Genomic DNA, 20,259 nt, shown 5'->3' with positions numbered 1-20,259 from the left:
AACTGCGCAATTCGGATGCGGGTCGCTGGACGCACCAAGGCTTGCCCGAATCGTCCTGACGCCCATTCCCGGACTGCGCAGTTCCGCCCCCGGCCTCCGGCCGGGAGGTACCCCCGGCGCCCCCGGACGCTCGCCCGGTCAGGCAGGCTGTCCCGCTGCTGCCAGGGCTCCGGTGCGGACGCGGTCGAGCAGCGCCAGCAGCACCTCCTTGCTGGAGGCCCGGTCGCGGACGTCGCAGAGCACCACCGGCACCGACTCGTCGAGGTCGAGCGCGGACCGGACGTCCTCCGCACTCGCCTCGCGGCGGCCGTGGAAGCAGTTCACGCCGACCGCGAACGGCACCCCGCGCTGCTCGAAGTAGTCGACCGCCGCGAAGCTGGACTCCAGCCGCCGGGTGTCCGCCAGGACGATCGCGCCGAGCGCGCCGAGCGCCAGGTCGTCCCACATGAACCAGAAGCGGAACTGCCCCGGGGTGCCGAAGAGGTAGAGCACCAGGTCGTCCCGGAGGGTGATCCGGCCGAAGTCCATCGCGACCGTGGTCGTCGACTTGTCGCGGACGCCGTCCAGGCTGTCCACGCCGACGCTGGCCTGGGTGATCCGCTCCTCGGTCGACAGCGGCTCGATCTCGCTGACCGAGCCGACCATGGTGGTCTTGCCCACGCCGAAACCGCCGGCCACCAGGATCTTGACCGCCCCGGGGACCAGGCTCTGGGTCATCGTGCTTGCTCCTCAGCTGTTCTCAGAGATTGCGCACGCCGTCGATGACGGCCTGGACGAGGGCCAGGTCCGGCACCTCGGCCAGTGGGACCGGTGCCCGCGTGATGATCAGCGAGGCGTCGGCGAGGTCGCCGAGCAGCACCTTGACCACGCTCACCGGCAGGTCGAGCTGGGCCGCGATCTCGGCGACCGCCAGCGGCCGTTCCCGGCACATGCCGAGGATCGCCGCCGGTTCGGGCCCCATCCGCGTGGTGTCGACGCGGGGGTCGGCGGTGACCACCAGGGTGATCAGCGAGTAGTCGGTGCGGCCCGACTCCGTCCGCCCGCCGGTGATCGCGTAAGGGCGGACGAGATGCCCGGCCTCCCGGTCGAACCACGCCTCCTCGGGGGTCACGCAAGGTCACCCGCCCGGTCCCGGCCGGCATCGCTGCGCGGCGCGGCGGTGAGGTAGGCACCGACCTGCTTGACGAGCATGTTGATCTCGTAGGCCATCAGGCCCGCGTCGACCGCCTCGGAGGTGAGCACGGCCAGTCGGGCGCCCTGGCCGGCGGTGGTGACGAAGAGGAACAGGTGGTCCATCTCGATCACGGTCTGCCGGACGCGGCCGCCGTCGAAGCGCTGGCCGGCGCCGCGGGCGAGGCTCTGCAGGCCGGAGGCGACCGCGGAGAGGTGCTCGCCGTCCGCGCGGTCCAGGTTCTTGTCCATGCCGACGAGCAGGCCGTCCTCGGACAGCACCACGGCGTGCCTGGTCTCCGGTACGCGGGAGACCAACTCGTCCAGCAGCCAGTTGAGGTCGCGCTGGGTTTCGGTGTGCTGGGTCGTCATCAGGGCTGGTCCTCGCGAGCAGGGGCATGGGGTGCGGTGGGTGTCTCTGCGGGCGTCCCGGCGGGGGACGCCTGCGGCGGCGCACCGTCGCGGGCCGTCCGGGTGCCGCGCTGGATGGCGGCCATGGTGGCGCGCGAGCGCTGCGGCGACGGGTCCTCCTCGGCGGCGGGCCGGGCCGGACGTGCCGCGGCGGCTGCGGCACCGGTGCCGCCCCCGCCGGCCCGCTCGGCCGCGGCGGCCTCGCGGAGCTGGTCGGCGAGGCTGGCGTTCCGCACCCGCTTCGGCAGCACCTTCGGGGTGCGCAGCTCGCCCCCGGCGGAGAGCTCCTGCGGGTCCTGCAGCTCCTGGACGTCCGGAGCGGCGGGCGTTTCGGCCGCGGCCGGCCGGACGTAGGAGGTTCCGGCGGCGGGCAGGGCGGGCGGCTGGGACCGCCGGGTGGGCAGCTCGCGCGGCTCCGGGGCGGCCTCGTGGACGGCCCGCTCGGCGACCGGCGCCCCCTCGGGCGCCACGGGGTCGGCGGGCTCGGCCGGCAGGGCGGTCTGCCCGGGCACGGCCGGCCGGTCGGGTGCCGCCGGGGCGCGGAAGGGCACGGCGGAGACGACGGCCCCCGGCAGGCCGGGGATCGGCGCGCCGGCGGCGAGACCGCCCGCGGGGCGGGCGGCGGGCTGCTCGGCCACCCGGGCGCCGAACGGCAGACCGGGGAAGCCGGCGGGCGCCGGCGCGGCCTCCAGCAGGGCGGAGGGCACCAGGACGACGGCGCGGGTGCCGCCGTACGGCGAGGGGCGCAGGGCGACCTGGATGTCGTGCCGGCCGGCCAGCCGGGAGACCACGAACAGGCCCAGTCGCAGGTCGTCGCCGAGCGCGGCGACGTCCAGCTCCGGCGGGTCGGCGAGATAGGCGTTGAGCCGGTCGTACTCCTCCTCGGACATGCCGAGGCCGCGGTCCTCGACCTCGACGGCGAGGCCCTTGGGGACCTCCTGCGCCGAGACCAGCACCTGGGTGTAGGGCGGCGAGAAGGTGGTGCCGTTCTCGATGAGTTCGGCGACCAGGTGGATCACGTCGGCGACGGCCTGGCCGGCCAGTGCGGTGCGGGGCACGCCCTGGACGACCACCCGGGCGTAGTTCTCGGTCTCGGAGACCGCCGAGCGCAGCACGTTGACCATCGGCACGGCGTTGCGCCAGCGGCGGGCCGGCAGCGCGCCGCCGAGGACGACGAGGTTCTCGGCGTTGCGCCGCATCCGGGTGGCCAGGTGGTCGACCGCGAACAGCTCCTTGAGCAGCTCCGGCTCCTCGTGGCGGCGCTCCAGCTCGTCCAGCATGGTGATCTGGCGGTGGATCAGCACCTGGGTGCGGCGGGCGATGTTGAGGAAGACCTTCTTGGTGCCCTCGCGGCCCTGCGCCTGCTGGACGATGGCCGTGACCGCGGTCCGCCGGACGGCGTCGACGGCCTCGGCGACCTGCTGGATCTCGTCGCCGCCGGAGCGGCGCGCCGCGCGGCCGTCGGCCGGCGCCGGGACGTCCTCGCCGGCCTCGATCTGCCGGACGACGCCGGGCAGTTCGGTCTCGGCGAGGGAGCGGGTGATCTCCCGCAGGGAGTCCACGCGGGCGGTGAGCACCTGCGCGGTGCGGCGGCCCTGGACGAGGCTCCAGGCGAGCACCGCGGCGACCGCGGCGGTGCCGAGCCCGAACGCCAGGCCCTGGCCGCTGTGCAGCAGCAGCACGCCGGCGTAGCCCCAGGCGACGGCGAGGCCGGCGCAGGGCACCAGCACCAGGGGCAGGAGGGAGGTACGGAGCGAGCCGGTGCGTCCGGCGCGGTGGCCGGGGCGCTGGGCCGGTATGCCTGGCATCTGATTCCTCGTGCGGGGTGCAGAACGGCGTGAGCCCGTGCGAGTCGACGGGTGTCGGCGGGGACGAGCGGGAACGATACCCCCTGTTGACTGACCGTCATCAAGTGGTTCCGCGCAGCTGTGCCGCCGAGGGCAGCACGGTACCAGCCCCGACAGGCCTGTGAGCAACATCAACTGACGGAACGTGGACCGCGCGTCGGGGTGTCCGGGTCCGCCCGGCGCCGGGCGCGCCGGGCGGACGCCGGGCGCCGGTCAGACCGCGAGCGCCTGCGGGGCCCAGACCGTGCTGTGCACCTTGGCCAGCTCGGCGAGCTTCTCCGACCACTGCACGCCGTAGCTGCCCGAGGCCACCTGGCCGAGCCGCAGCCGCTGGACGTCGGAGGTGCCGGCCGGCGGGTAGATGTGCGTGGCGTCGCGCAGGTACCGCTCGATCCGGTAGTCCGCCTGCAGGCCGCGGGCGGCGTGGATCTCCATCGCGTTGCGCGCCGAGTCCAGCGCGTACTCGGTGTTGACCAGCTTGGAGTTCATGAGTTCCGCGTCGCACGGCCGGCCGAGGTCCAGCAGGTGCGCGGCGTGGTAGGCGGCCAGCCGCGCGGTCATCAGGCGGGACTGCATCTCGCCGATCTTCAGGCTGATGTTGGGGAGTTCGGCCAGCGGCTTGCCGTAGAGCGAGCGGTCCTCGGCGAAGGCGACGGTGTCCTCGACGATCGCCCGGTGGATGCCGAGGGCGACCGCGGCGAGGTTCGGCCGGCCGTACAGGATGCTGGAGGAGTAGGCGACGTCCAGGCCCGTCCCCTCCTCGCCGAGCCGGTTGGCGGCCGGGATCCGGCAGTCCTCGAAGACCAGTTCACCGAAGCTGAAGCCGTGCAGGCCGCTCTGGCTGCCCGAATCGCCGAGCCGGAAGCCGGGCGCGTCGCTCGGCACCAGGAAGGCGGAGAGGCCCTTGGAGCCCTTGCCGGTGCGGAACACCACGCCGTGCACGTCGCCGATGTGCGAGTTGCCGACGAACCACTTGCGGCCGTTCAGCACGTAGTCGCGGCCGCGCTTGCGGGCGGTGCCGGTCATGCCGAGCACGTGCCCGCCGGACTCCGGCTCGGTCACCGCGATGGTCGGCAGCGCCCGGCCGTCCGCGAACTGCGGCAGCCACTGCCGGCGCTGCTGCTCGGAGCCGAAGTGGATGACCTTGGCGACGCCGAGCTGGGAGGCCTGGGCGATGGCGCCCATCGCGCCGCTGACCCGGGAGAGTTCCTCGATGATGACGGTCTTGGCCAGGTGGCCCAGCCCCATGCCGCCGTACACCCGGGGGACGGTGACGCCGATCCACCCTCTGCGGGCGATCTCCCGTGCGAGCTCGTGCTCGACGGTGCGCTCCGCCTCCATGCGGGCGATCTGCGGGCGCACCTCCTTCTCGGCGAACTCCCTGACCTCGGCACGCAGCTGCTCGTGCCGCTCGTCGGTGAAGTAGTCCTGGCCCAGCATGGGCGTCCTCTCGTCGGTCGGGAGCGCCGCCGTCCCGCCTCCCGCACAGGGGCGACCGGGGGTGGGGACGGTCGGAACGGCCGCCGCGCCGTTGAGGGCCGCGCGCGGGTGGACGGGCGACCCGTCCTCGGCAAGCACTCATTGTCATATGCGTCACTGCACACCTCCAGAGCGTGATCATGGATTGGCGCGAAACGGGTGCGACCTTTTGTGTGCAGGATTTGATCGCGCCCCGGAGGGGAATGGATCTTTACTCTCGCTTTCCGACCGTCTGACGAGACGTCGCCGATCCGTCCTGTACTGAGTTCTGACACCATGTCCGCCATGACTGATGTGATGAGCGCTCAGAACGCCTATCCGGGCGGTGGGGGCGAGTCCGGACGGACCCGCCGGCTCCGCGACCTGGGACTCAACGACCCCAGCCCGGACGAGGCCTTCGACCGTTTCGCGCACCTCGCGGCCAGCATCACCCGCGCCCCGATCGCGATGGTCAACTTCATCAACGACGAGCGCCAGATGTTCCGCGGGCTCTACATCCCGCCAAATCCCGCGCAGAACCAGCCCGTCGAGGACGACACCTGGGCCGACCGGGGCATCGCCTTCGACCTCCCGGCCCGCGAGATGCCGCTCAGCCACGGGTTCTGCCCGCACGTGGTGGCGCAGCGCTCGCCGCTGGCGCTGGACGACATCCTCGCCTACCCCCGGTTCGCCGGTAACCCGGTGGTCGACGAGCTGGGCGTGCGCGCCTACCTCGGCGCCCCGCTGGTGGACGACACCAACACCGTCATCGGCACCGTCTGCGTGCTGGACCGCGAGCCGCGCCAGTGGGGCCGCGAGCGGCTCAAGGACATCCAGCACCTGGCCGAGGCGCTGCTCTCCGAGATCCGGCTGCGCGACAACCTGCTCGCCCAGCAGCAGGAGATGTTCGCGGCCTTCGACGGCTCACCCTTCCCGATCATGCTCACCGACGGCATGGACAACGCGATCCGCTACGCCAACGCCGAGCACGCGGGGATCTTCGGCGCCCCCGGCCCGTACTCCGACCTCGCCCAGGCCTACCCGCAGCTGGCCGCGGCGGGTCTGCCGCTCGCGGTCGGCGAGGCCCACCGCACCGGCCGGTCCACCGTGCTCAAGGACATCCGGGTGCAGTCCTACCTGCCGGGCGCCCGGCGCGCCGAGCAGGTGTACACCTTCACCTGCACCCCGCTGCGCAACGCCCGCACGGGCATGGTGAACGGCGTGCTGACGGTCGGCATGGACGTCACCGCGCAGTCCCGCACCGAGGAGGAGCTGGGCACCCTCGCCGCGCTGCTGGTGGACCGGCTGCAGCACTCCGGCCGCAACCCCGGCGAGATGCTCCCGCCCTACCCGCAGGGCCGCCCCGGCCTGTCGGGCTGACCGGGCCGCCTCCGGCCGGGGCGCGCACGGCGCCCCGGCCCGGCCGGCCGCGGCGGGCCGGGGCCCGTCCCGGTCGGGGCGTGCGGATCAGGCCGTTCCGTCGAGTGCCGCGGCCAGCCGCTCGGCCCCGGTCACCAGTCGGTCGACGCCCTCGGCGGCGCCGTAGCCCGCCCGCAGGTGCGGGGCCGGCGGCTCGGCGGTGAAGTACGAACGCCCCGGTGTGACGGCGACCCCGGCGCGCAGCGCGGCGGCGGCGAGCACCTGCGGATCGGTGCCGTCCGGCAGCCGCAGCCACAGGTGGTGGCCGCCGGACGGCAGTCGCGCCGGGAGCAGCTCCGGCCGCAGCCGTCCGAGCGCGCCGGCGAGCGCCGTCCGGCGCTCCTGCAGCCGCCCGGCCAGGGCCCGCAGGTGGTGCCCCCAGGCCGGTGCGCCGACCAGTTCCAGCGCCGCCTCCTGCAGCGGCCGCGGGACGAAGAAGCTGTCGACGGCCTGGACGGCGCGCAGCCGCTCCAGGGCCGGCCCGCGGGCGGTGAGCGCCGCGACCCGCAGGTTGGCGGAGGTCGGCTTGGTCAGCGAGCGGATGTGCACCACGACGCCGTCCGGATCGTCCGCGGCGAGCGGCGGCGGGGGCGGCGGGGCGTCGGCGTGCGCGAGCCGCCGGGCGAAGTCGTCCTCGACCACGAAGGCGCCGGCCGCCCGGGCGATCCGCAGCACCTCGGGCCGCCGGGCGGCGGCCAGCACCGCCCCGGTCGGGTTCTGGTACAGCGGCTGGCAGACGAACACCCGGGCCCCGCTGGCCGCGAAGGCATCGGCGAGCAGGTCCGGCCGCACGCCGTCGGCGTCCACCGGGACGGGCACCGGACGCAGGCCCGCCGCGCGCGCCACCGCCAGCAGCCCGGGGTAGGTCGGGGACTCCACCAGGACGGGCGCGCCGGGTGCGGCCAGCGAGCGCAGGGCGGCGGTGAGGGCGCTCTGCCCGCCCGCGGCCACCAGCACCTCGGCGGCGCTCACCGTCCCGCCGATGTCGCGGGCGAACCAGGCACGCAGCTCGGGCAGGCCCTCCAGCGGCGGCCTGCTCCAGGCGCCGGGCCGCCGGCCGGCCCGGGCCAGCGCGGCGGCCAGCGCCTGTTCCGGCAGCAGGGAGGAGTGCAGGTAGCCGCCGTTGAGGTCGATCACCTCGGCGGGCTGGACGGCGAGCGCGCCGAGCACCCCGGAGGCGTCGGCGGACCGGGCCGGCGGCACCCCGGCCTCGGCGCTGAGGGCGACCTCCTGCCAGGAGGTGTCGCCGACGGCCGGCGCCGGGCGCCGGGCCGCGGCCCGGAACACCCCGGCGCCCGGCCGCGGGACGACCAGCCCCTCGGCGGCCAGCAGGGCGATCGCCCGGGCCACCGTCACCGGGCTCACCTGGTGCCGCTCCATCAGGGCCCGGCTGGACGGCAGTCGACCGCCGACCGGGTAGCGGTCGAGTTCGGCCCGGAGAATCGCGGCTAGATCCGCCCCACTGCTACGCTCGTGCATGACAGCACACGATAGCGCTATTGCTCCTCGTTCAGTAGCGGTCGGCGGCACCGCACTCGCCGCCCTGGGCGTCCTCGCCTTCTCCTTCAGCTTCCCGGCGACCGCCTGGGCGCTCACCGGCTTCGGACCGTGGACGGCCGCCGGCCTGCGCGGGGTGCTCGCCGCGGCGGTGGCCGGTGCCGGACTCCTCGCCGCGCGCGTGCCGCTGCCCGCCCGGGCGCACTGGCCGGGCCTGGCCGCGGTCGCGGTCGGCTGCGTCCTCGGCTTCCCGCTGCTCACCACGCTGGCCCTGCAGACCTCCTCCATCGCGCACTCGGCGGTGGTGATCGGCCTGCTGCCGCTGGCGACGGCGGTGGTGGCGGCGCTGCGGTCGGGCGGGCGGCCGTCCCGGGCCTTCTGGTGGGCGGCGCTGGCCGGGGCGGCGGTGGTGCTCGGGTTCACCGTCCAGCAGAGCCGCGGTGCGCTGAGCCGGGCGGACCTGCTGCTGGCCGCGGCGCTGGTGGTGTGCGCGGCGGGCTACGCGGAGGGCGGCCGGCTGGCCCGTTCGATGCCCGGGTGGCAGGTGATCGCCTGGGCGGTGGTCGCGGCGCTGCCCGTTTCGGCGCTGACGGCGGGCCTGGCCCTGGCCGCGGAGCCGGTCCACGCGGGGCCGCGGGCGCTCACCGGCCTCGCCTACACGGCGGCGGTCTCGCAGTTCGGCGGCTTCGTGCTGTGGTACCGGGGGATGGCCGAGATCGGCGTGCCCAAGGCGAGTCAGCTGCAGCTCGCGCAGCCGCTGCTCACGCTCGGCTGGGCGGTGCTGGTGCTGGGGGAGCGGCTCTCCCCGGCGGCGCCTGTCGCGGCGCTGCTGGTGCTGGGATGCATCGCGGCCACCCAGCGGGCGCGGGGCTGACGCCCGCCCGCCGGGTGGCCGCAGGGGGTCACTTGACCTCGATGCCGGCTTCCCGGCAGGCGTCGGCGACCTGCGGGGTGCAGACGTCCTTGGGCTTGTAGAGGTTGCCGGCGATGACCGTGGAGGCCACCTTCTCCTTGGTGACGACGATCGGGCTGAGCAGCATCGACGGGATCTGCAGGCCGTTGCTCTCGGTCATTGCGCTGGCGACCGAGGTGATGTCCAGGCCCTTCACGAGGTAGACGGCCATGGTGGCGGCGGCGTCGGCCTCGGGCTTGTACGGCTTGTAGATGGTGTAGGTCTGCTCGCCGGTCAGGATGCGCTGGATCGCGTCGAGCGAGGCGTCCTGGCCGCCGACGGGCACGTTCATGCCCGCGCCCTTGAGTGCGCCGATGATCGACGAGGCCATGCCGTCGTTGGCGGAGTAGACGGCCTGGATGCCGTTCTTGCCGAAGTGGCCGATCGCCTCGTTGACCTTGGTGGCCGCGAGTTCGGGCTTCCACTCGCCCGACTGCTCGTAGACGATCTTCTTGACCTTCTCGTCCAGGACCTTGTGGGCGCCCTTCTTGAACTGGGCTGCGTTCGGGTCCGACTCGGCGCCGTTGATCATCACGACATTGGCGTTCGACGCCTTGTTGCCCAGCGCGTCGAGCAGGGCCTGGCCCTGCAGTTCGCCGGTGCGCTCGTTGTCGAAGGAGATGTAGGCGGAGACCTTGCCCGCGGCGAGGCGGTCGTAGGCGATGACCTTCACGCCCTTCTTGGCGGCCGCGTCCACCCAGGTCGCCGTGGCGCCCGAGTTCACCGGGTCGAGGAGGATGACCTTCACGCCCTTGGCCAGCAGCGCGTCGAACTGCTGCTTCTGGACGGTCTCGTCGCCGTCCGCGTTGGCGTAGTCGACGTCGCACTTGGTGCACAGTGCGGCGACCGAGGCCTCGATCAGCGGCTTGTCGAAGCTCTCGTACCGGGTCGACGACGACTTCTCCGGCAGTAGCAGACCGATGGTCTTCGTGCCGGAGGAGCTGCTCGCACTGCTGCCGGAGCCGCACGCGGCGAGTGACAGCGCCGCCGACACTGCAGCCGTGCCGGCGAGGATGCGACGCGTCATTGCGTTCATGGTGGGTGGTGCCTCCCTGACAGCGCCGCGGAGTGCGGCGAGCAGGAAGTCAATCCGCCGACGCCGTGGGCCGTCAACAAGTAAAACGTTCACTAAGATTTCTCGACCACATTGTTACCTTGTTGAATACATGATCTCCCTCCGGCCCCCCTCGGGCCGATGATGCCGACAACTTCTCAACTCACGTGCGCGGACCGGGCCCCGGACGGTGCGGGCCCGTCCGATCACCGCTCGGTGCGCACCACCAGGCACACACCGGCCACCACCACGCCGCCGCCGACCGCGATCGGCCAGGTCAGCGCCTCGGAGAGGACCAGCCAGCCGAGCAGCACCGCGACCACCGGGTTCACGTACGCGTAGGTGGCCACCAGCGGCAGCGGCGCGCGCTGCAGCAGCCAGGCGTACGCACTGAACGCGATCAGCGAACCGAACACCACCAGGTAGGCGAGGCCCGCCCAGGAGGCCCCCGACACCGCGGCCGGGTCGAACCGCTGCGGCTCGTGCCGGACGAGCGCCAGCACCAGCGCCCCGACGCCGCCCGCCAGCATCTCGTACACGCTGGCCGTCAGTGGATTGGCGGGCATCGGCAGCCGTCCCGCCAGCACCGAGCCGCAGGCCCACAGCAGCGAGGCCGCCAGGACGGAGGCCAGGCCCAGCAGCTGCACCTCGCCCGTGAGCCCCGGGGCGCTCAGCACCACCAGACCGAGCAGGCCGACCAGCACCCCGCCCACGGTGGCCGCCGTCGTCCGGTGACCCAGCACCCGGCGCAGCACCACGACCCACAGCGGCACGCTCGCCACCATCAGCGCGGCCAGCCCGGACGGCACCGACCGCTCCGCCAGCACCACCAGGCCGTTGCCGCCGACCAGCAGCAGCAGGCCGACCAGCACCGCCGAGCCCAGCTCGCGCGAGGACACCCGCAGCGCGGCCGGCCCCTGCCGGGCGGCGATCAGGACCGCCAGCACCAGCCCCGCCGCGACGAAGCGGATCGAACCCGACAGGAACGGCGGCATGGTCTCCACCACGACCCGGATCGCCAGGTAGGTCGAGCCCCACACCACGTAGACGATGCCGAGCGCGCCCCACACCGCGCCGGACAGGCCGCGCCGCGGCACGGCATCCTGCGGGGCCTTCGTGGGAGTGCTCGCAGGGACGGACCGGGACGGATCTGGACAGGACGGGTCGGCGGCTGGCTGCGGCGAAGCCGATGTCATGGGTGTCTCCCTGGTTCGGTACTGAACATCCGGTATGAGATCACAGTCCGGGCGGGCCGCGGGAGCCCCGTCCCACCCTGCGGCCGCCCCGCCCGGGCGCGGGCCCCCGGCGACCGGTGCGCCTTCCGGATGAAGTCGGCGGCCCGGACGGACGCCACCGCGCGCCGGACCTGCCGCGGAGTGGTAGGCATGGACGGTCCGAGCGCGGACGACCGAGGAGCGCACGAGGTGGAGTGGTTCGCGGCCCCCGACTACTGGCTCGCCCGCCAGGTCTTCCAGCGGCTGATCGCGCTGCTCTACACCGTCGGGTTCGTCGCCGCGGCCAACCAGTTCCGCGCCCTGATCGGCGAGCACGGCATGCTCCCCGTGCCGCGCTTCACCGCCGCCGTCCCCTTCCGCCGCTCGCCCAGCCTGTTCCACTGGCACTACAGCGACCGGGCCTTCGCCACCACCGCCCGCGCCGGAGCAGTCCTCGCCGCCGCACTGGTCGCCGGGGCGGGCGAGCTCGTGCCGCTGTGGGCCGCCATGCTCTGGTGGGCGCTGCTCTGGGCGCTCTACCTCTCCGTCGTCAACGTCGGCCAGACCTGGTACGCCTTCGGCTGGGAGTCGCTGCTGCTGGAGGCCGGGGTGCTCGCCGTCTTCCTCGGCAACGGCGACGTCGCCCCGCCGGTCACCGTGCTCTGGCTGCTGCGCTGGCTGCTCTTCCGCGTCGAGTTCGGCGCCGGACTGATCAAGTGGCGCGGCGACGCCTGCTGGCGCGACCTCACCTGCCTCTACTACCACCACGAGACCCAGCCGATGCCCGGCCCGCTCAGCTGGTTCTTCCACCACCTGCCGAAGCCGCTGCACCGGGTCGAGGTCGCGGCCAACCACACCGTCCAACTGCTGGTGCCGTTCGCCCTCTTCCTGCCCCAGCCGGGGGCGAGCGCCGCCGCCGCCCTGATGACCGTCACCCAGCTGTGGCTGGTCCTCTCCGGCAACTTCGCCTGGCTGAACTGGCTCACCATCGCCCTGGCGCTCTCCGCCGTCGACGCCGGCACCGCCGGCCGGGTGCTCCCGCTCCCCGACGCCCCGCACTACCCGGCCGCCCCGCTCTGGTACGAGGTCCTGGTGCTCGCGTTCACCGCCGGCGTGCTCGTCCTCAGCCGCCGGCCGGCCCGCAACCTGCTCTCACCCCACCAGGCGATGAACAGGTCCTACGACCGACTCCATCTGGTGAACAGCTACGGAGCCTTCGGCTCGGTCACCCGGATCCGCCACGAGATCGTCCTGGAGGGCACCGACGCGGAACTCCCCGGCCCCGGCACCCACTGGCATGCCTACGGATTCCGGGGCAAACCGGGCGAACTCCGACGTATGCCGCGGCAGATCGCCCCCTACCACCTCCGCCTCGACTGGCTCATGTGGTTCGCCGCCATCTCCCCCTCCTACGCGAGGCCCTGGTTCGCCCCGCTGGTCGCCCGGCTCCTCGTCAACGACCCGGACACCCTCCGGCTGCTCCGCCACAACCCCTTCCCCGACACCCCGCCCACCTTCGTCCGCGCCCGCCTCTACCGTTACCGGTACAGCAGTTGGCGCCGGCTCAGGTCCACCGGCGAGTGGTGGCAGCGCGAACCCCTGCGCGACTTCCTCCCGCCGGTCACGCTCAGCGACGTCCGGCACCTCGCACCCCGGACCGGTCCATGACACGGCACAGCTCCGCAACAACCCGCCGGGTGCTCGCGCCCGTCGAACGGGCACCCGTATTCTGGCCCTCGCGCCGTACCCGCCGAGCCGCATCTCGGCGCCCCCTCTCCGCAAACCCCCTCCCGTCACCCGCCACGAACCGGACTTCCACATGACAGTGCGCTACCTGAACGACGCCGACGCCTCGGTGCCGGCCCCGGCTGCCACTCCGGACGGCGAAGCCGGGCCGGACACCCGCGAGGAACTCGGCCGGTACGCCGACCAGGGCGGCTTCACCCTGACCCCCGACGCCAACCCGTGGCTGGCCGCAGCCACCACCGTCACCGAGGGCGAGGACGCGCGCGCCGCCTCCACCGTCCTCGCCGAACTGCGCAGCCTGGAGATCCGGGCTGTCGGCGGAGCCGTCAGCGGCCTCGCCGCCAAGGCCGAACTCGGTGTCCCGGACACCCTGCTCGGCCTGAGCACCCTGCTCGACGTCCTGCAGCGCGTGCAGTCCGCCACCTCCACGCTCACCGTCGAGGCCTTCTCCGCCGACCTCGACGCCCTCGCGGCCGCCACCGGCACCCGCCGCTGGCGCGCCGAGCAGAACGTGAAGCTGTCCATCGGCCGCCGATGGGCGCTGCGCTCGCAGGCCAAGTCGCTGACCGGCGGCAAGAAGCTCGGCCGCGCCGACCTGCACGCCGCCCTCGCCGCGGCCGCCGGTGCCCGCACCGACTGGTCGGCGCTCGCCACCGGCGGCGCCAACCCGGCCGTCCCGGTGGACGGCGTGCTGCTCGCCGAGACCGCCCAGGCCATCGACTCGCTCGGCACGGCGGTCCGCGCGCTCGGCCGCCTGCTGCCCGGCCAGGAGCCGGAGTCGCTGCCGCTCGGCGAACTCGCCGACCTGGTCGACCGCCTGGCCGCGGACGAGGGCACCCTCTTCCGGCTGCCCGCCCTCGCCTCCCTCCGCACGGCGCTCGCCGAGCAGGGTCTCGACGACCTCCTCACCGAGCTGACCGAGCGTCAGGCCGACCGTGAGGCCGCCCTCGCGGCGTACGACCGGCACACCGCCGGCTCCGCCGAGGACGGTGCGGACGCGGAGGAGGTCGCCCGCCAGGCGCTCGCCGCCGGTCCGCGCGGCGAGCAGACGGCGGAGGCCGCCGAGGCCGCCGAGGTCGTCGCGGAGGAGACCGCAGAGGTCGCTGCTGAGGCCGAGGCCGAGGCCGCTGCTGAGCCCGAGGCTGTGGTGGAGGTCGAGGTCGAGGAGGCTGCTGCCGAGGTCGAGGCCCCGGTTGCGGAGCCGGTGGCCGAGGTCGAGCCGGAGGCCGTGGTTGCGGAGCCGGTGGCCGAGGCCGAGCCCGAGCCCGTTGTCGAGGTCGCGGCCGTTGAGGTCGAGGTCCCGGCTGTCGAGGTCGAGGCCGAGGCCGTCGTCGAGGTCGAGGTCGAGGCCGTCGTCGAGGTTGAGGTTCCGGCTGAGGAGCCTGTCGCCGTCGTCGAGCCGGAGGGTCCCGGTTGCGGAGCCGGTGGCCGAGGCCGAGCCCGAGCCCGTTGTCGAGGTCGCGGCCGTTGAGGTCGAGGTCCCGGCTGTCGAGGTCGAGCCGGAGGCTGCCGTCGAGGAGCCCGTCGAGGCCGTCGTCGAGGTTGAGGTTCCGGCCGAGGAGCCTGCTGCCGAGGTCGAGCCCGAGGTCGTTGCCGAGGAGCAGGCTGTCGTCGAGGTGGAGCCCGAGGCCGTCGAGGAGCCCGTTGCCGTCGTCGAGGCCGAGCCGGTCGTCGAGGCGGCTGCGGGTGGTCGGCCGGCGAAGCCGGAGATCACTGCGGGCAAGGCGGTGACCGCCTACAGCCCCGCAGAGCTGGTGGCGCTGGTCGGGTGGCTGGACGGTGACGGCACCGAGCGTTCGGACGACGAGCTGCTCCGCGCCGCGATGAAGGAGCTCGGCTTCACCCGCCTCGGCCCCCGCATCAAGGAGGCGCTGGGCGCCGCCGTCTCCGAGGTCCGCGCCTGATCGGACCGACCGCTCCGGGTCCGTGCCCGCCGACTCCCCGACCGGGGGGCGGCGGGCACGGTCGTTCCCGGGCCGGGTGCCGGAGCGGTCAGTCGACGGTGATGGCGTCCAGCTTGGCCCGCAGGTACGCCGTGGAGTCGACCGGCGGGTGGGCCACCCGTCCGATCGGGGCGGGCAGCGGGCTGACGAGGGTGTGCGGGTCGCACTCGTAGAAGTAGACCAGGGACATCAGCTCCTCCTCCGGTGCCTCGGGGGAGGGCGGCAGGACGCGGTGGCGCCCGGACCGCCAGCGGTCGCCCGTCCAGCGGGCCATCAGGTCGCCGATGTTGACGGTGAGCGCGGCCGAGTCCCAGGGGGCGTCGGCCCAGCCCTGTTCCTCCGTCCAGATCTGGAGGCCGCCGCGGCCCTGCTGGCGGTCGAGCAGGGTCACCGTGCCGAAGTCGGTGTGCGGGCCGATCCGGTACTGGCCGGGCAGCGCTTCGCCGAGCGTGCCGGCCGAGGGGTACCAGTTGATGTTGCAGGTGTAGGTGGGCGCGCCGGTGTGCCGGGTGAAGAAGTCCCCGGGTTGTCCGAGGGCCGCCGCGAGGAGGCGCAGCGTCTCGTCGGCGACCGTCCGCATCCGCGCCATGTGGGCCTCCACGAGGCCCTGCAGGCGGGGCGCCTCGGCGGTCGGCCAGACGTTCGGCAGGAACCAGAAGCCGTCCAACTCCTCGTCCCCGGTGGCCCGGTCGGCGCCGACCGTCCAGGACTCCTTGAGGTCGGGCGGGGTCTCGGTGCCCTCCGCGTAGCCGTTCGCCTCGGTACCCGGTCCGAGCCAGCCGCGGCCGCCGACGGCGACGGCGTAGCGCTGCTTCACCTCCTCCGGCAGGGCGAAGAACCCGCGGGCCGCCGCACGGATCCCGGCCCGCTCCCGTTCGGTCGCGCCGTGTCCGGTGAGCAGCAGGAATCCCGCGCGGCCGAGCGCCTCGTCGACGCTGCGGGCGATCGCGGTGCGCTCGTCCGCGGTGCCGTCCGTCCACACCCGGAGGTCGACCGTGGGGATGCGCGCCTCCGCCATGCCGTCCGTTCCTTCCCGGCCTTTCCGTGCTTCCCGGTTCACTCGCCGATGTCCTCGAACCACAGCTCGGGCCGTGCGGCCACGAAGTCGGTCATCATCCGCACGCACCCGGGGTCGTCGAGCACCGTGACCTGCACACCGTGCTCGGCCAGCCAGTCGTGGCCGCCGCTGAACGTCCGGGCCTCGCCGACGACCACCCGGCCGATGCCGAACTGCCGCACCAGGCCGGAGCAGTACCAGCACGGCGACAGCGTGGTGACCATCGTGGTCCGGCGGTAGCCGCGCATCCGGCCGGCCGCCCGGAACGCCGCCGTCTCCGCGTGCATCGACGGATCGCCGTCCTGGACGCGGCGGTTGCGGCCGCGGCCGAGCAGTTCGCCGTGCTCGTCGAAGAGCGCGGCCCCGATCGGGATCCCGCCCTCGGCCAGTCCGGCGCGGGCCTCCTCGACCGCGACCGCGAGCATCCTCTGCACATCCACCGGCTGTACCTCCCGATCCGAAACACCGTGGCAACGAAGGGTGCGTACCCTCCCTGGCGCCCGGTCCGACGTACTGCCGTGTCCGACTCCCCGCCCGGCGGCATCCACCGCCGGCCCCACCCGCTGCGAGCTGCGCCCGTACACCCCACCCGTACCCCTGCCACCCGGGAGGCCGCCGTGCCCGCACTCACCGTCCGCGAGGTCCTCGCCCTCGACGTCCTCGGTCCGGCCGCGCCGCTGCTGCTGGCGGGCCGGGGCGGGCTGGACCGGCCCGTTCGCCGGGTGCACACCGGCCGGGTGCCGGAGGGCAGCAGCGCGCTGTCCGGTGGCGAACTGCTCCTCACCGACGGCCACGGGCTGGCCCGGGCCACCCCGGACGGGCAACGCGCCTGCGTCCGGGCGCTGGCCGGCGGCGGGGCGGCGGCCCTGTTCGCCGAGGTCGGACGGGCGCTGCCGCGGATGCCGGCCGCGGTCACGGCCGAGGCGGACCGGCTGGGGCTGCCGCTGGTGGCGCTGCGCCGGGTCGTGCCTTTCGCCCGGCTCGCCCGTGCGGTGCACTCCGCGCTGGGCGTGGCACCGCCGGCCGGCCGGACGGCCCGGGGCCCGGGGGCGCACCCCGGCTCCGACCCCGCCCGGGCCCTGATCGGCGCCCTGCTGGACGGCGCGGAGGGGGTGGAGGGTGTGGAGGGTGTGGACGGTGTCCGCGCCGGCTTCCGGGTGCCGGACGGCCACCGTCTGCTGGGGCTGGCCGCCCGTGGCGCGTGGCAGGTCCCGACGGCCCGGACCGCTGGCGGCCGGACGGGTGCTCGTCCGGCCCCGCCGCTGCTCGCAGGCCTGCCCGGCACCGCCCTGGCGGCCGAGGTCCGGGGTGGCCTGTTCGCGCTGGTCGCCGTGTCGTCCGCGCCGGACCCGGTGCACGCGGTGCGGGCCGTGCTGGAGGAGACGGCCCCGCCGGGTGCGGTGGTCGCCCTGGGGCCGGCCGTCCCCGCCGGGTCGGGCTGGGACCGGTACGGGGAGAGCCTGCGCGAGGCCGCGGTCACCCTCGGACTGGCCGTCACCGTGCCGCCCGCCGAGCCGGGCGTCCCCGGTCCGCCGCGGCCGACCGTGGCCACCGCCCGCGCCTTCGCCCTGGAGCGGGAGCTGACCCGGTCGGGCGGTCGGGAACGCTGGGCCCGGCTGGCCGGGGACGTGCTCGGACCGGTGCTGGCGTGGGAGTCGCGGCACGCTGGCGACCTGGTGCGGACCCTGGAGGTGCACCTGCGCCACGGCTGCTCGCCGACCCGTACCGCGGCCCTGCTGCACATCGGCCGGCAGTCGCTCTACCAGCGCCTGGAGCGGATCGAGCGGCTGCTCGGGATCACGGTCGCCGACCCCGAGCTGCAGGCGGAGCTGCTGCTCGCCACCTGCGCGCACCGCCTGCTGCAGGCGCCCCCGGCCCACCGGGGCGTGTCTTCGAAGTCGACGGATTCCACATGGGGCCAGGGGCGCGGGTAACTGCGCAATCGGATGCGGGCCACCGTGCGGACCAGGGGTGAGCCGGATCGGTGAGGAGCACCGCGCCCGGATTGCGTAGTTCTCCCCCCGGCCTTCGGGGGGGGGGTGCCCCCGCGCGCCCTTGGACCGACCACCCGGGCGCCCTGTGCGGACGGCTCCCGGCGGTCGTCCGACGGACGGTCCGTCAGCACCCGGGCTCCGGGCATCCGCGGCCGGGACGGCCCGTTACCCCCTTGTGCCGCGACCGGAACACCGCAGGTGATCATGGGGCGGGCCCGGCCCGTAGGCTGGGGCCATGCGAGATGTTGCGGCGGGGATCGGGTACCTCCTCAAGGGCCAGCGCTGGGTGGCCCGGCACGGGCGCTGGTGGGGCTTCGGGATGATCCCGGCGCTGATCACCCTGGTCGGGTACGCCGGTGCGATGACCGCGCTCGTCCTCTACGCGGGCGACCTCGCCGACTGGGCGACGCCGTTCGCCGACGGCTGGGGTTCGCCCTGGCAGGGCCTGCTGCGCGGTGCGCTCGCGGTCACCGCGGTCGCGGTCGGCGGTCTGCTGTCGGTGATCACCTTCACCGCGGTGACCCTGCTGGTCGGCCAGCCGTTCTACGAGTCGCTCTGCGAGAAGGTCGACGAGACGGAGGGCGGCGCACCGGCCCGCCCCGACGTGTCGCTCTGGCGCGAACTCCGGATCTCGGCGCGGGACAGCCTCTACGTCCTCGTCCGGGTCGCCGCGATCGGCCTGGTGCTCTTCCTCTGCGGCTTCCTGCCGGTGGTCGGCCAGACCGCCGTCCCCGCGGTCGGCTTCGCGGTGTCCGGCTACTTCCTGACGGCCGAACTCACCGCGGTGGCGCTGCAGCGCCGCGGCATCCCGCAGAAGGAGCGGCTGCGCCTGCTGCGCTCCCGCCTCGGCCTGGCGCTCGGTTTCGGCGTGCCGCTGGTGCTGCTCTTCCTGGTGCCGTTCGTGACGGTGCTGGCGATGCCCGGTGCGGTGGCCGGCGCCACCCTGCTCGGCCGCGAACTGGCCCCGGTGGAGCCGTCGGAGGAGTCCTCGGACGAGCCGGAGGACGAGCCGGAGAACGGGTCGGAGGACACTGCCGACGGCACCCCCGGCCCGGACCGCCGATCGGATCACGCCATCGACCTGGGCAAGTGAAACCACAGCGAGTGACGGCGATTTGACTTTCCGCCACCGGGTGGAAGATAAAAGCCGTCATGAGCGCACCGGCAGGCACCCAGGCCACCGCGACCCCGCCCGCCCCCGCGGGCGTCGACCTCGCCGACCCCGGCTTCTGGCGGCTGCCGGAGGCCGACCGGGCCGCGGCCTTCGCCGAACTCCGGCGCCTGGACGGCCCGGTGCGCTTCACCCACCGGGCCACCGGCCGCAGCTTCCTCGCGCTCGTCCGGCACGCCGACGTGGTCGCGGCCAGCCGCACCCCCGAGGTGTTCATCAGCGGCCCCGGCGTGACCACCCCCGAGCCGGCCCGCTGGGTGCGGACGGTGTTCGGCGACTCGATGGTCAACCTGGACGACCCGCGCCACGCCGACCTGCGCCGGATCGTCTCGCGCGCCTTCACCCCGCGGCTGATCTCCCGGGTCGAGGAGGACATCCGCCGGGTCGCGGTGCGGATCGTCGACGAGGTGCTCGACCGCCGCCCGGAGGACTTCGTCACCGCCGTCGCCGCGGAGCTGCCCTACCAGGTCATCTGCAACATGATGGGCATCCCCGAGCGGCAGCGGCGGCAGATCCTCGCGCAGGTCAACCACGCCTCCGAGCACACCGGGGTGGCCCGCGGGCGGCTGCGGGTGCCCGGGCGGGGCCTGCGGGCGCTGGCCCGGATGCAGTTGGTGATCGCCGCGCTGGGCCGCGAGCGCCGCCGCAGGCCGACCGAGGACCTGATCTCCGCCCTGGTCACCGCGGACGTCGACGGCCGTCACCTCAACTCCCGCGAGCTGGGGGCGTTCTTCTCGCTGCTGCTGGTCGCAGGGGTGGAGACCACCCGCAACGCGCTCGCCCACGGCCTGCACCTGCTGACCCGCCACCCGGCCCAGCGCGCGCTGCTGATGGAGGACTTCGACGCGCGGATCGGCGGGGCGGCGGAGGAGATCGTCCGGCACTCCACCCCGATCATCCAGTTCCGCCGCACCGTCGCGGTCGACCACGTCCTCAACGGCACCCGGCTCGCCGCGGGCGAGAAGGTGGTGCTGTTCTTCGCCTCCGCCAACCGCGACGAGGCCGTCTTCACCGACCCGGACGCCTTCGACATCATGCGCTCGCCCAATCCGCACCTCGGCTTCGGCGGTGGCGGGCCGCACTTCTGCCTCGGCGCCTACCTGGCCCGGCAGGAGATGAAGGTGCTCTTCCGCGAGCTGTTCACCCGGATGCCCGAGCTGCGCTCGGTCGGCGAGCCGGCGCTGATCCCGTCCAGCTTCGACCACCGGGTCCGCTCCCTGCGCTTCACCTTCTGAGCCTTCCGGGCCTTCCGGGTCTTCCGGCCCGTCCCACCTGCCCGTTCGCGGCGCGGCCGGCCACCCGCAGTCCGTACGGTTCGCACCCGCC

General features: G+C 74.3%; 18 protein-coding genes. 8 read left to right on the top strand and 10 right to left on the bottom strand.

The window, feature by feature from the left end; all coding sequences use genetic code 11:
* Positions 1-138: 138 nt before the first annotated feature.
* From IE98_RS0107125 to IE98_RS0107105, 5 genes are all read right to left on the bottom strand, one after another.
* Positions 139-717 carry a GTP-binding protein gene (locus IE98_RS0107125; RefSeq protein WP_030265950.1) on the bottom strand — a complete coding sequence of 193 codons (579 nt, stop codon included), beginning with the start codon at positions 715-717 and terminating at the stop codon, positions 139-141.
* A 22-nt stretch (positions 718-739) separates the two neighbouring features.
* Positions 740-1,111 (bottom strand): DUF742 domain-containing protein, encoded by a 372-nt coding sequence (locus IE98_RS0107120; protein WP_030265948.1) that lies wholly within the window; start codon positions 1,109-1,111, stop codon positions 740-742.
* Complete coding sequence (locus tag IE98_RS0107115; protein ID WP_030265945.1) at positions 1,108-1,542, bottom strand: roadblock/LC7 domain-containing protein; 435 nt, start codon at positions 1,540-1,542, stop codon at positions 1,108-1,110. Before IE98_RS0107115 ends, IE98_RS0107120 begins: the two co-directional genes overlap by 4 nt.
* Entirely contained in the window at positions 1,542-3,389 is a 1,848-nt protein-coding gene (locus tag IE98_RS0107110; RefSeq protein WP_052390221.1) for an ATP-binding protein, read from the bottom strand. The genes IE98_RS0107115 and IE98_RS0107110 overlap by 1 nt, the downstream gene beginning before the upstream one ends.
* 252 nt (positions 3,390-3,641) lie before the next feature.
* Positions 3,642-4,868, bottom strand: a complete 1,227-nt coding sequence (locus IE98_RS0107105; RefSeq protein ID WP_030265939.1) for an acyl-CoA dehydrogenase family protein — start codon at positions 4,866-4,868, stop codon at positions 3,642-3,644.
* A 324-nt stretch (positions 4,869-5,192) separates the two neighbouring features.
* Between IE98_RS0107105 and IE98_RS45630 the strand changes: the two genes are divergently transcribed.
* A complete protein-coding gene (locus tag IE98_RS45630; protein ID WP_078660832.1) occupies positions 5,193-6,266 on the top strand; it encodes a GAF domain-containing protein in 1,074 nt (357 codons plus the stop codon).
* An 87-nt stretch (positions 6,267-6,353) separates the two neighbouring features.
* Here IE98_RS45630 and IE98_RS0107095 read toward each other — a convergent pair whose 3' ends face one another.
* Entirely contained in the window at positions 6,354-7,784 is a 1,431-nt protein-coding gene (locus IE98_RS0107095) for a PLP-dependent aminotransferase family protein (RefSeq protein WP_030265934.1), read from the bottom strand.
* Here IE98_RS0107095 and IE98_RS0107090 point away from each other — a divergent pair.
* On the top strand, positions 7,783-8,676 hold the full coding sequence (locus IE98_RS0107090; protein ID WP_078660819.1) for a DMT family transporter: 894 nt from the start codon (positions 7,783-7,785) through the stop codon (positions 8,674-8,676). The two genes, IE98_RS0107095 and IE98_RS0107090, sit on opposite strands and share 2 nt — an antisense overlap.
* Positions 8,677-8,704: 28 nt before the next feature.
* Here the strand turns inward: IE98_RS0107090 and IE98_RS0107085 are convergent, their stop codons facing one another.
* Complete coding sequence (locus IE98_RS0107085; RefSeq protein ID WP_030265928.1) at positions 8,705-9,790, bottom strand: sugar ABC transporter substrate-binding protein; 1,086 nt, start codon at positions 9,788-9,790, stop codon at positions 8,705-8,707.
* Positions 9,791-10,014: 224 nt separating this feature from the next.
* Positions 10,015-10,905 carry an EamA family transporter gene (locus IE98_RS0107080; protein ID WP_052390220.1) on the bottom strand — a complete coding sequence of 297 codons (891 nt, stop codon included), beginning with the start codon at positions 10,903-10,905 and terminating at the stop codon, positions 10,015-10,017.
* A 327-nt stretch (positions 10,906-11,232) separates the two neighbouring features.
* Between IE98_RS0107080 and IE98_RS0107075 the strand changes: the two genes are divergently transcribed.
* The 3 genes from IE98_RS0107075 to IE98_RS0107065 all read left to right on the top strand — a co-directional run bounded on the left by IE98_RS0107075 (position 11,233) and on the right by IE98_RS0107065 (position 14,672).
* Entirely contained in the window at positions 11,233-12,690 is a 1,458-nt protein-coding gene (locus IE98_RS0107075) for a lipase maturation factor family protein (RefSeq protein ID WP_030265922.1), read from the top strand.
* Positions 12,691-12,841: 151 nt separating this feature from the next.
* Positions 12,842-14,239, top strand: coding sequence for a hypothetical protein (locus IE98_RS0107070; protein ID WP_159400843.1), 1,398 nt, complete (start codon positions 12,842-12,844; stop codon positions 14,237-14,239).
* Positions 14,193-14,672 (top strand): hypothetical protein, encoded by a 480-nt coding sequence (locus IE98_RS0107065; RefSeq protein ID WP_030265915.1) that lies wholly within the window; start codon positions 14,193-14,195, stop codon positions 14,670-14,672. Before IE98_RS0107070 ends, IE98_RS0107065 begins: the two co-directional genes overlap by 47 nt.
* An 88-nt stretch (positions 14,673-14,760) precedes the next feature.
* Here IE98_RS0107065 and IE98_RS0107060 read toward each other — a convergent pair whose 3' ends face one another.
* Both IE98_RS0107060 and IE98_RS0107055 read right to left on the bottom strand, forming a co-directional pair.
* Positions 14,761-15,729 carry an isopenicillin N synthase family dioxygenase gene (locus IE98_RS0107060; RefSeq protein ID WP_030265912.1) on the bottom strand — a complete coding sequence of 323 codons (969 nt, stop codon included), beginning with the start codon at positions 15,727-15,729 and terminating at the stop codon, positions 14,761-14,763.
* A 38-nt stretch (positions 15,730-15,767) separates the two neighbouring features.
* Positions 15,768-16,193, bottom strand: a complete 426-nt coding sequence (locus tag IE98_RS0107055) for a nucleoside deaminase (protein WP_030265910.1) — start codon at positions 16,191-16,193, stop codon at positions 15,768-15,770.
* Positions 16,194-16,385: 192 nt separating this feature from the next.
* Between IE98_RS0107055 and IE98_RS0107050 the strand changes: the two genes are divergently transcribed.
* The 3 genes from IE98_RS0107050 to IE98_RS0107040 all read left to right on the top strand — a co-directional run bounded on the left by IE98_RS0107050 (position 16,386) and on the right by IE98_RS0107040 (position 20,168).
* Positions 16,386-17,702 carry a PucR family transcriptional regulator gene (locus IE98_RS0107050; protein WP_030265908.1) on the top strand — a complete coding sequence of 439 codons (1,317 nt, stop codon included), beginning with the start codon at positions 16,386-16,388 and terminating at the stop codon, positions 17,700-17,702.
* A gap of 295 nt (positions 17,703-17,997) precedes the next feature.
* Complete coding sequence (locus IE98_RS0107045) at positions 17,998-18,855, top strand: EI24 domain-containing protein (RefSeq protein WP_052390219.1); 858 nt, start codon at positions 17,998-18,000, stop codon at positions 18,853-18,855.
* 59 nt (positions 18,856-18,914) lie between these two features.
* Positions 18,915-20,168: a cytochrome P450 gene (locus IE98_RS0107040; protein ID WP_030265902.1), complete on the top strand. Its 1,254-nt coding sequence runs from the start codon at positions 18,915-18,917 to the stop codon at positions 20,166-20,168.
* Positions 20,169-20,259 lie beyond the last annotated feature (91 nt).

The sequence above is a fragment of the Streptomyces sp. NRRL B-24484 genome, from assembly GCF_000717715.1.
In the GTDB taxonomy this organism is placed as follows: domain Bacteria; phylum Actinomycetota; class Actinomycetes; order Streptomycetales; family Streptomycetaceae; genus Kitasatospora.
This window is presented reverse-complemented; position numbering and strand designations above follow the sequence as displayed.

Coding starts and splice junctions, on each gene's coding strand:
- IE98_RS0107085 (WP_030265928.1), bottom strand. CDS start 9,790: ATGAACGCAATGACGCGTCGCATCCTCGCCGGCACGGCTGCAGTGTCG.
- IE98_RS0107060 (WP_030265912.1), bottom strand. CDS start 15,729: ATGGCGGAGGCGCGCATCCCCACGGTCGACCTCCGGGTGTGGACGGAC.
- IE98_RS0107115 (WP_030265945.1), bottom strand. CDS start 1,542: ATGACGACCCAGCACACCGAAACCCAGCGCGACCTCAACTGGCTGCTG.
- IE98_RS0107125 (WP_030265950.1), bottom strand. CDS start 717: ATGACCCAGAGCCTGGTCCCCGGGGCGGTCAAGATCCTGGTGGCCGGC.
- IE98_RS0107045 (WP_052390219.1), top strand. CDS start 17,998: ATGCGAGATGTTGCGGCGGGGATCGGGTACCTCCTCAAGGGCCAGCGC.
- IE98_RS0107090 (WP_078660819.1), top strand. CDS start 7,783: ATGACAGCACACGATAGCGCTATTGCTCCTCGTTCAGTAGCGGTCGGC.
- IE98_RS0107055 (WP_030265910.1), bottom strand. CDS start 16,193: ATGCTCGCGGTCGCGGTCGAGGAGGCCCGCGCCGGACTGGCCGAGGGC.
- IE98_RS0107070 (WP_159400843.1), top strand. CDS start 12,842: ATGACAGTGCGCTACCTGAACGACGCCGACGCCTCGGTGCCGGCCCCG.
- IE98_RS0107105 (WP_030265939.1), bottom strand. CDS start 4,868: ATGCTGGGCCAGGACTACTTCACCGACGAGCGGCACGAGCAGCTGCGT.
- IE98_RS0107110 (WP_052390221.1), bottom strand. CDS start 3,389: ATGCCAGGCATACCGGCCCAGCGCCCCGGCCACCGCGCCGGACGCACC.
- IE98_RS0107040 (WP_030265902.1), top strand. CDS start 18,915: ATGAGCGCACCGGCAGGCACCCAGGCCACCGCGACCCCGCCCGCCCCC.
- IE98_RS45630 (WP_078660832.1), top strand. CDS start 5,193: ATGACTGATGTGATGAGCGCTCAGAACGCCTATCCGGGCGGTGGGGGC.
- IE98_RS0107095 (WP_030265934.1), bottom strand. CDS start 7,784: ATGCACGAGCGTAGCAGTGGGGCGGATCTAGCCGCGATTCTCCGGGCC.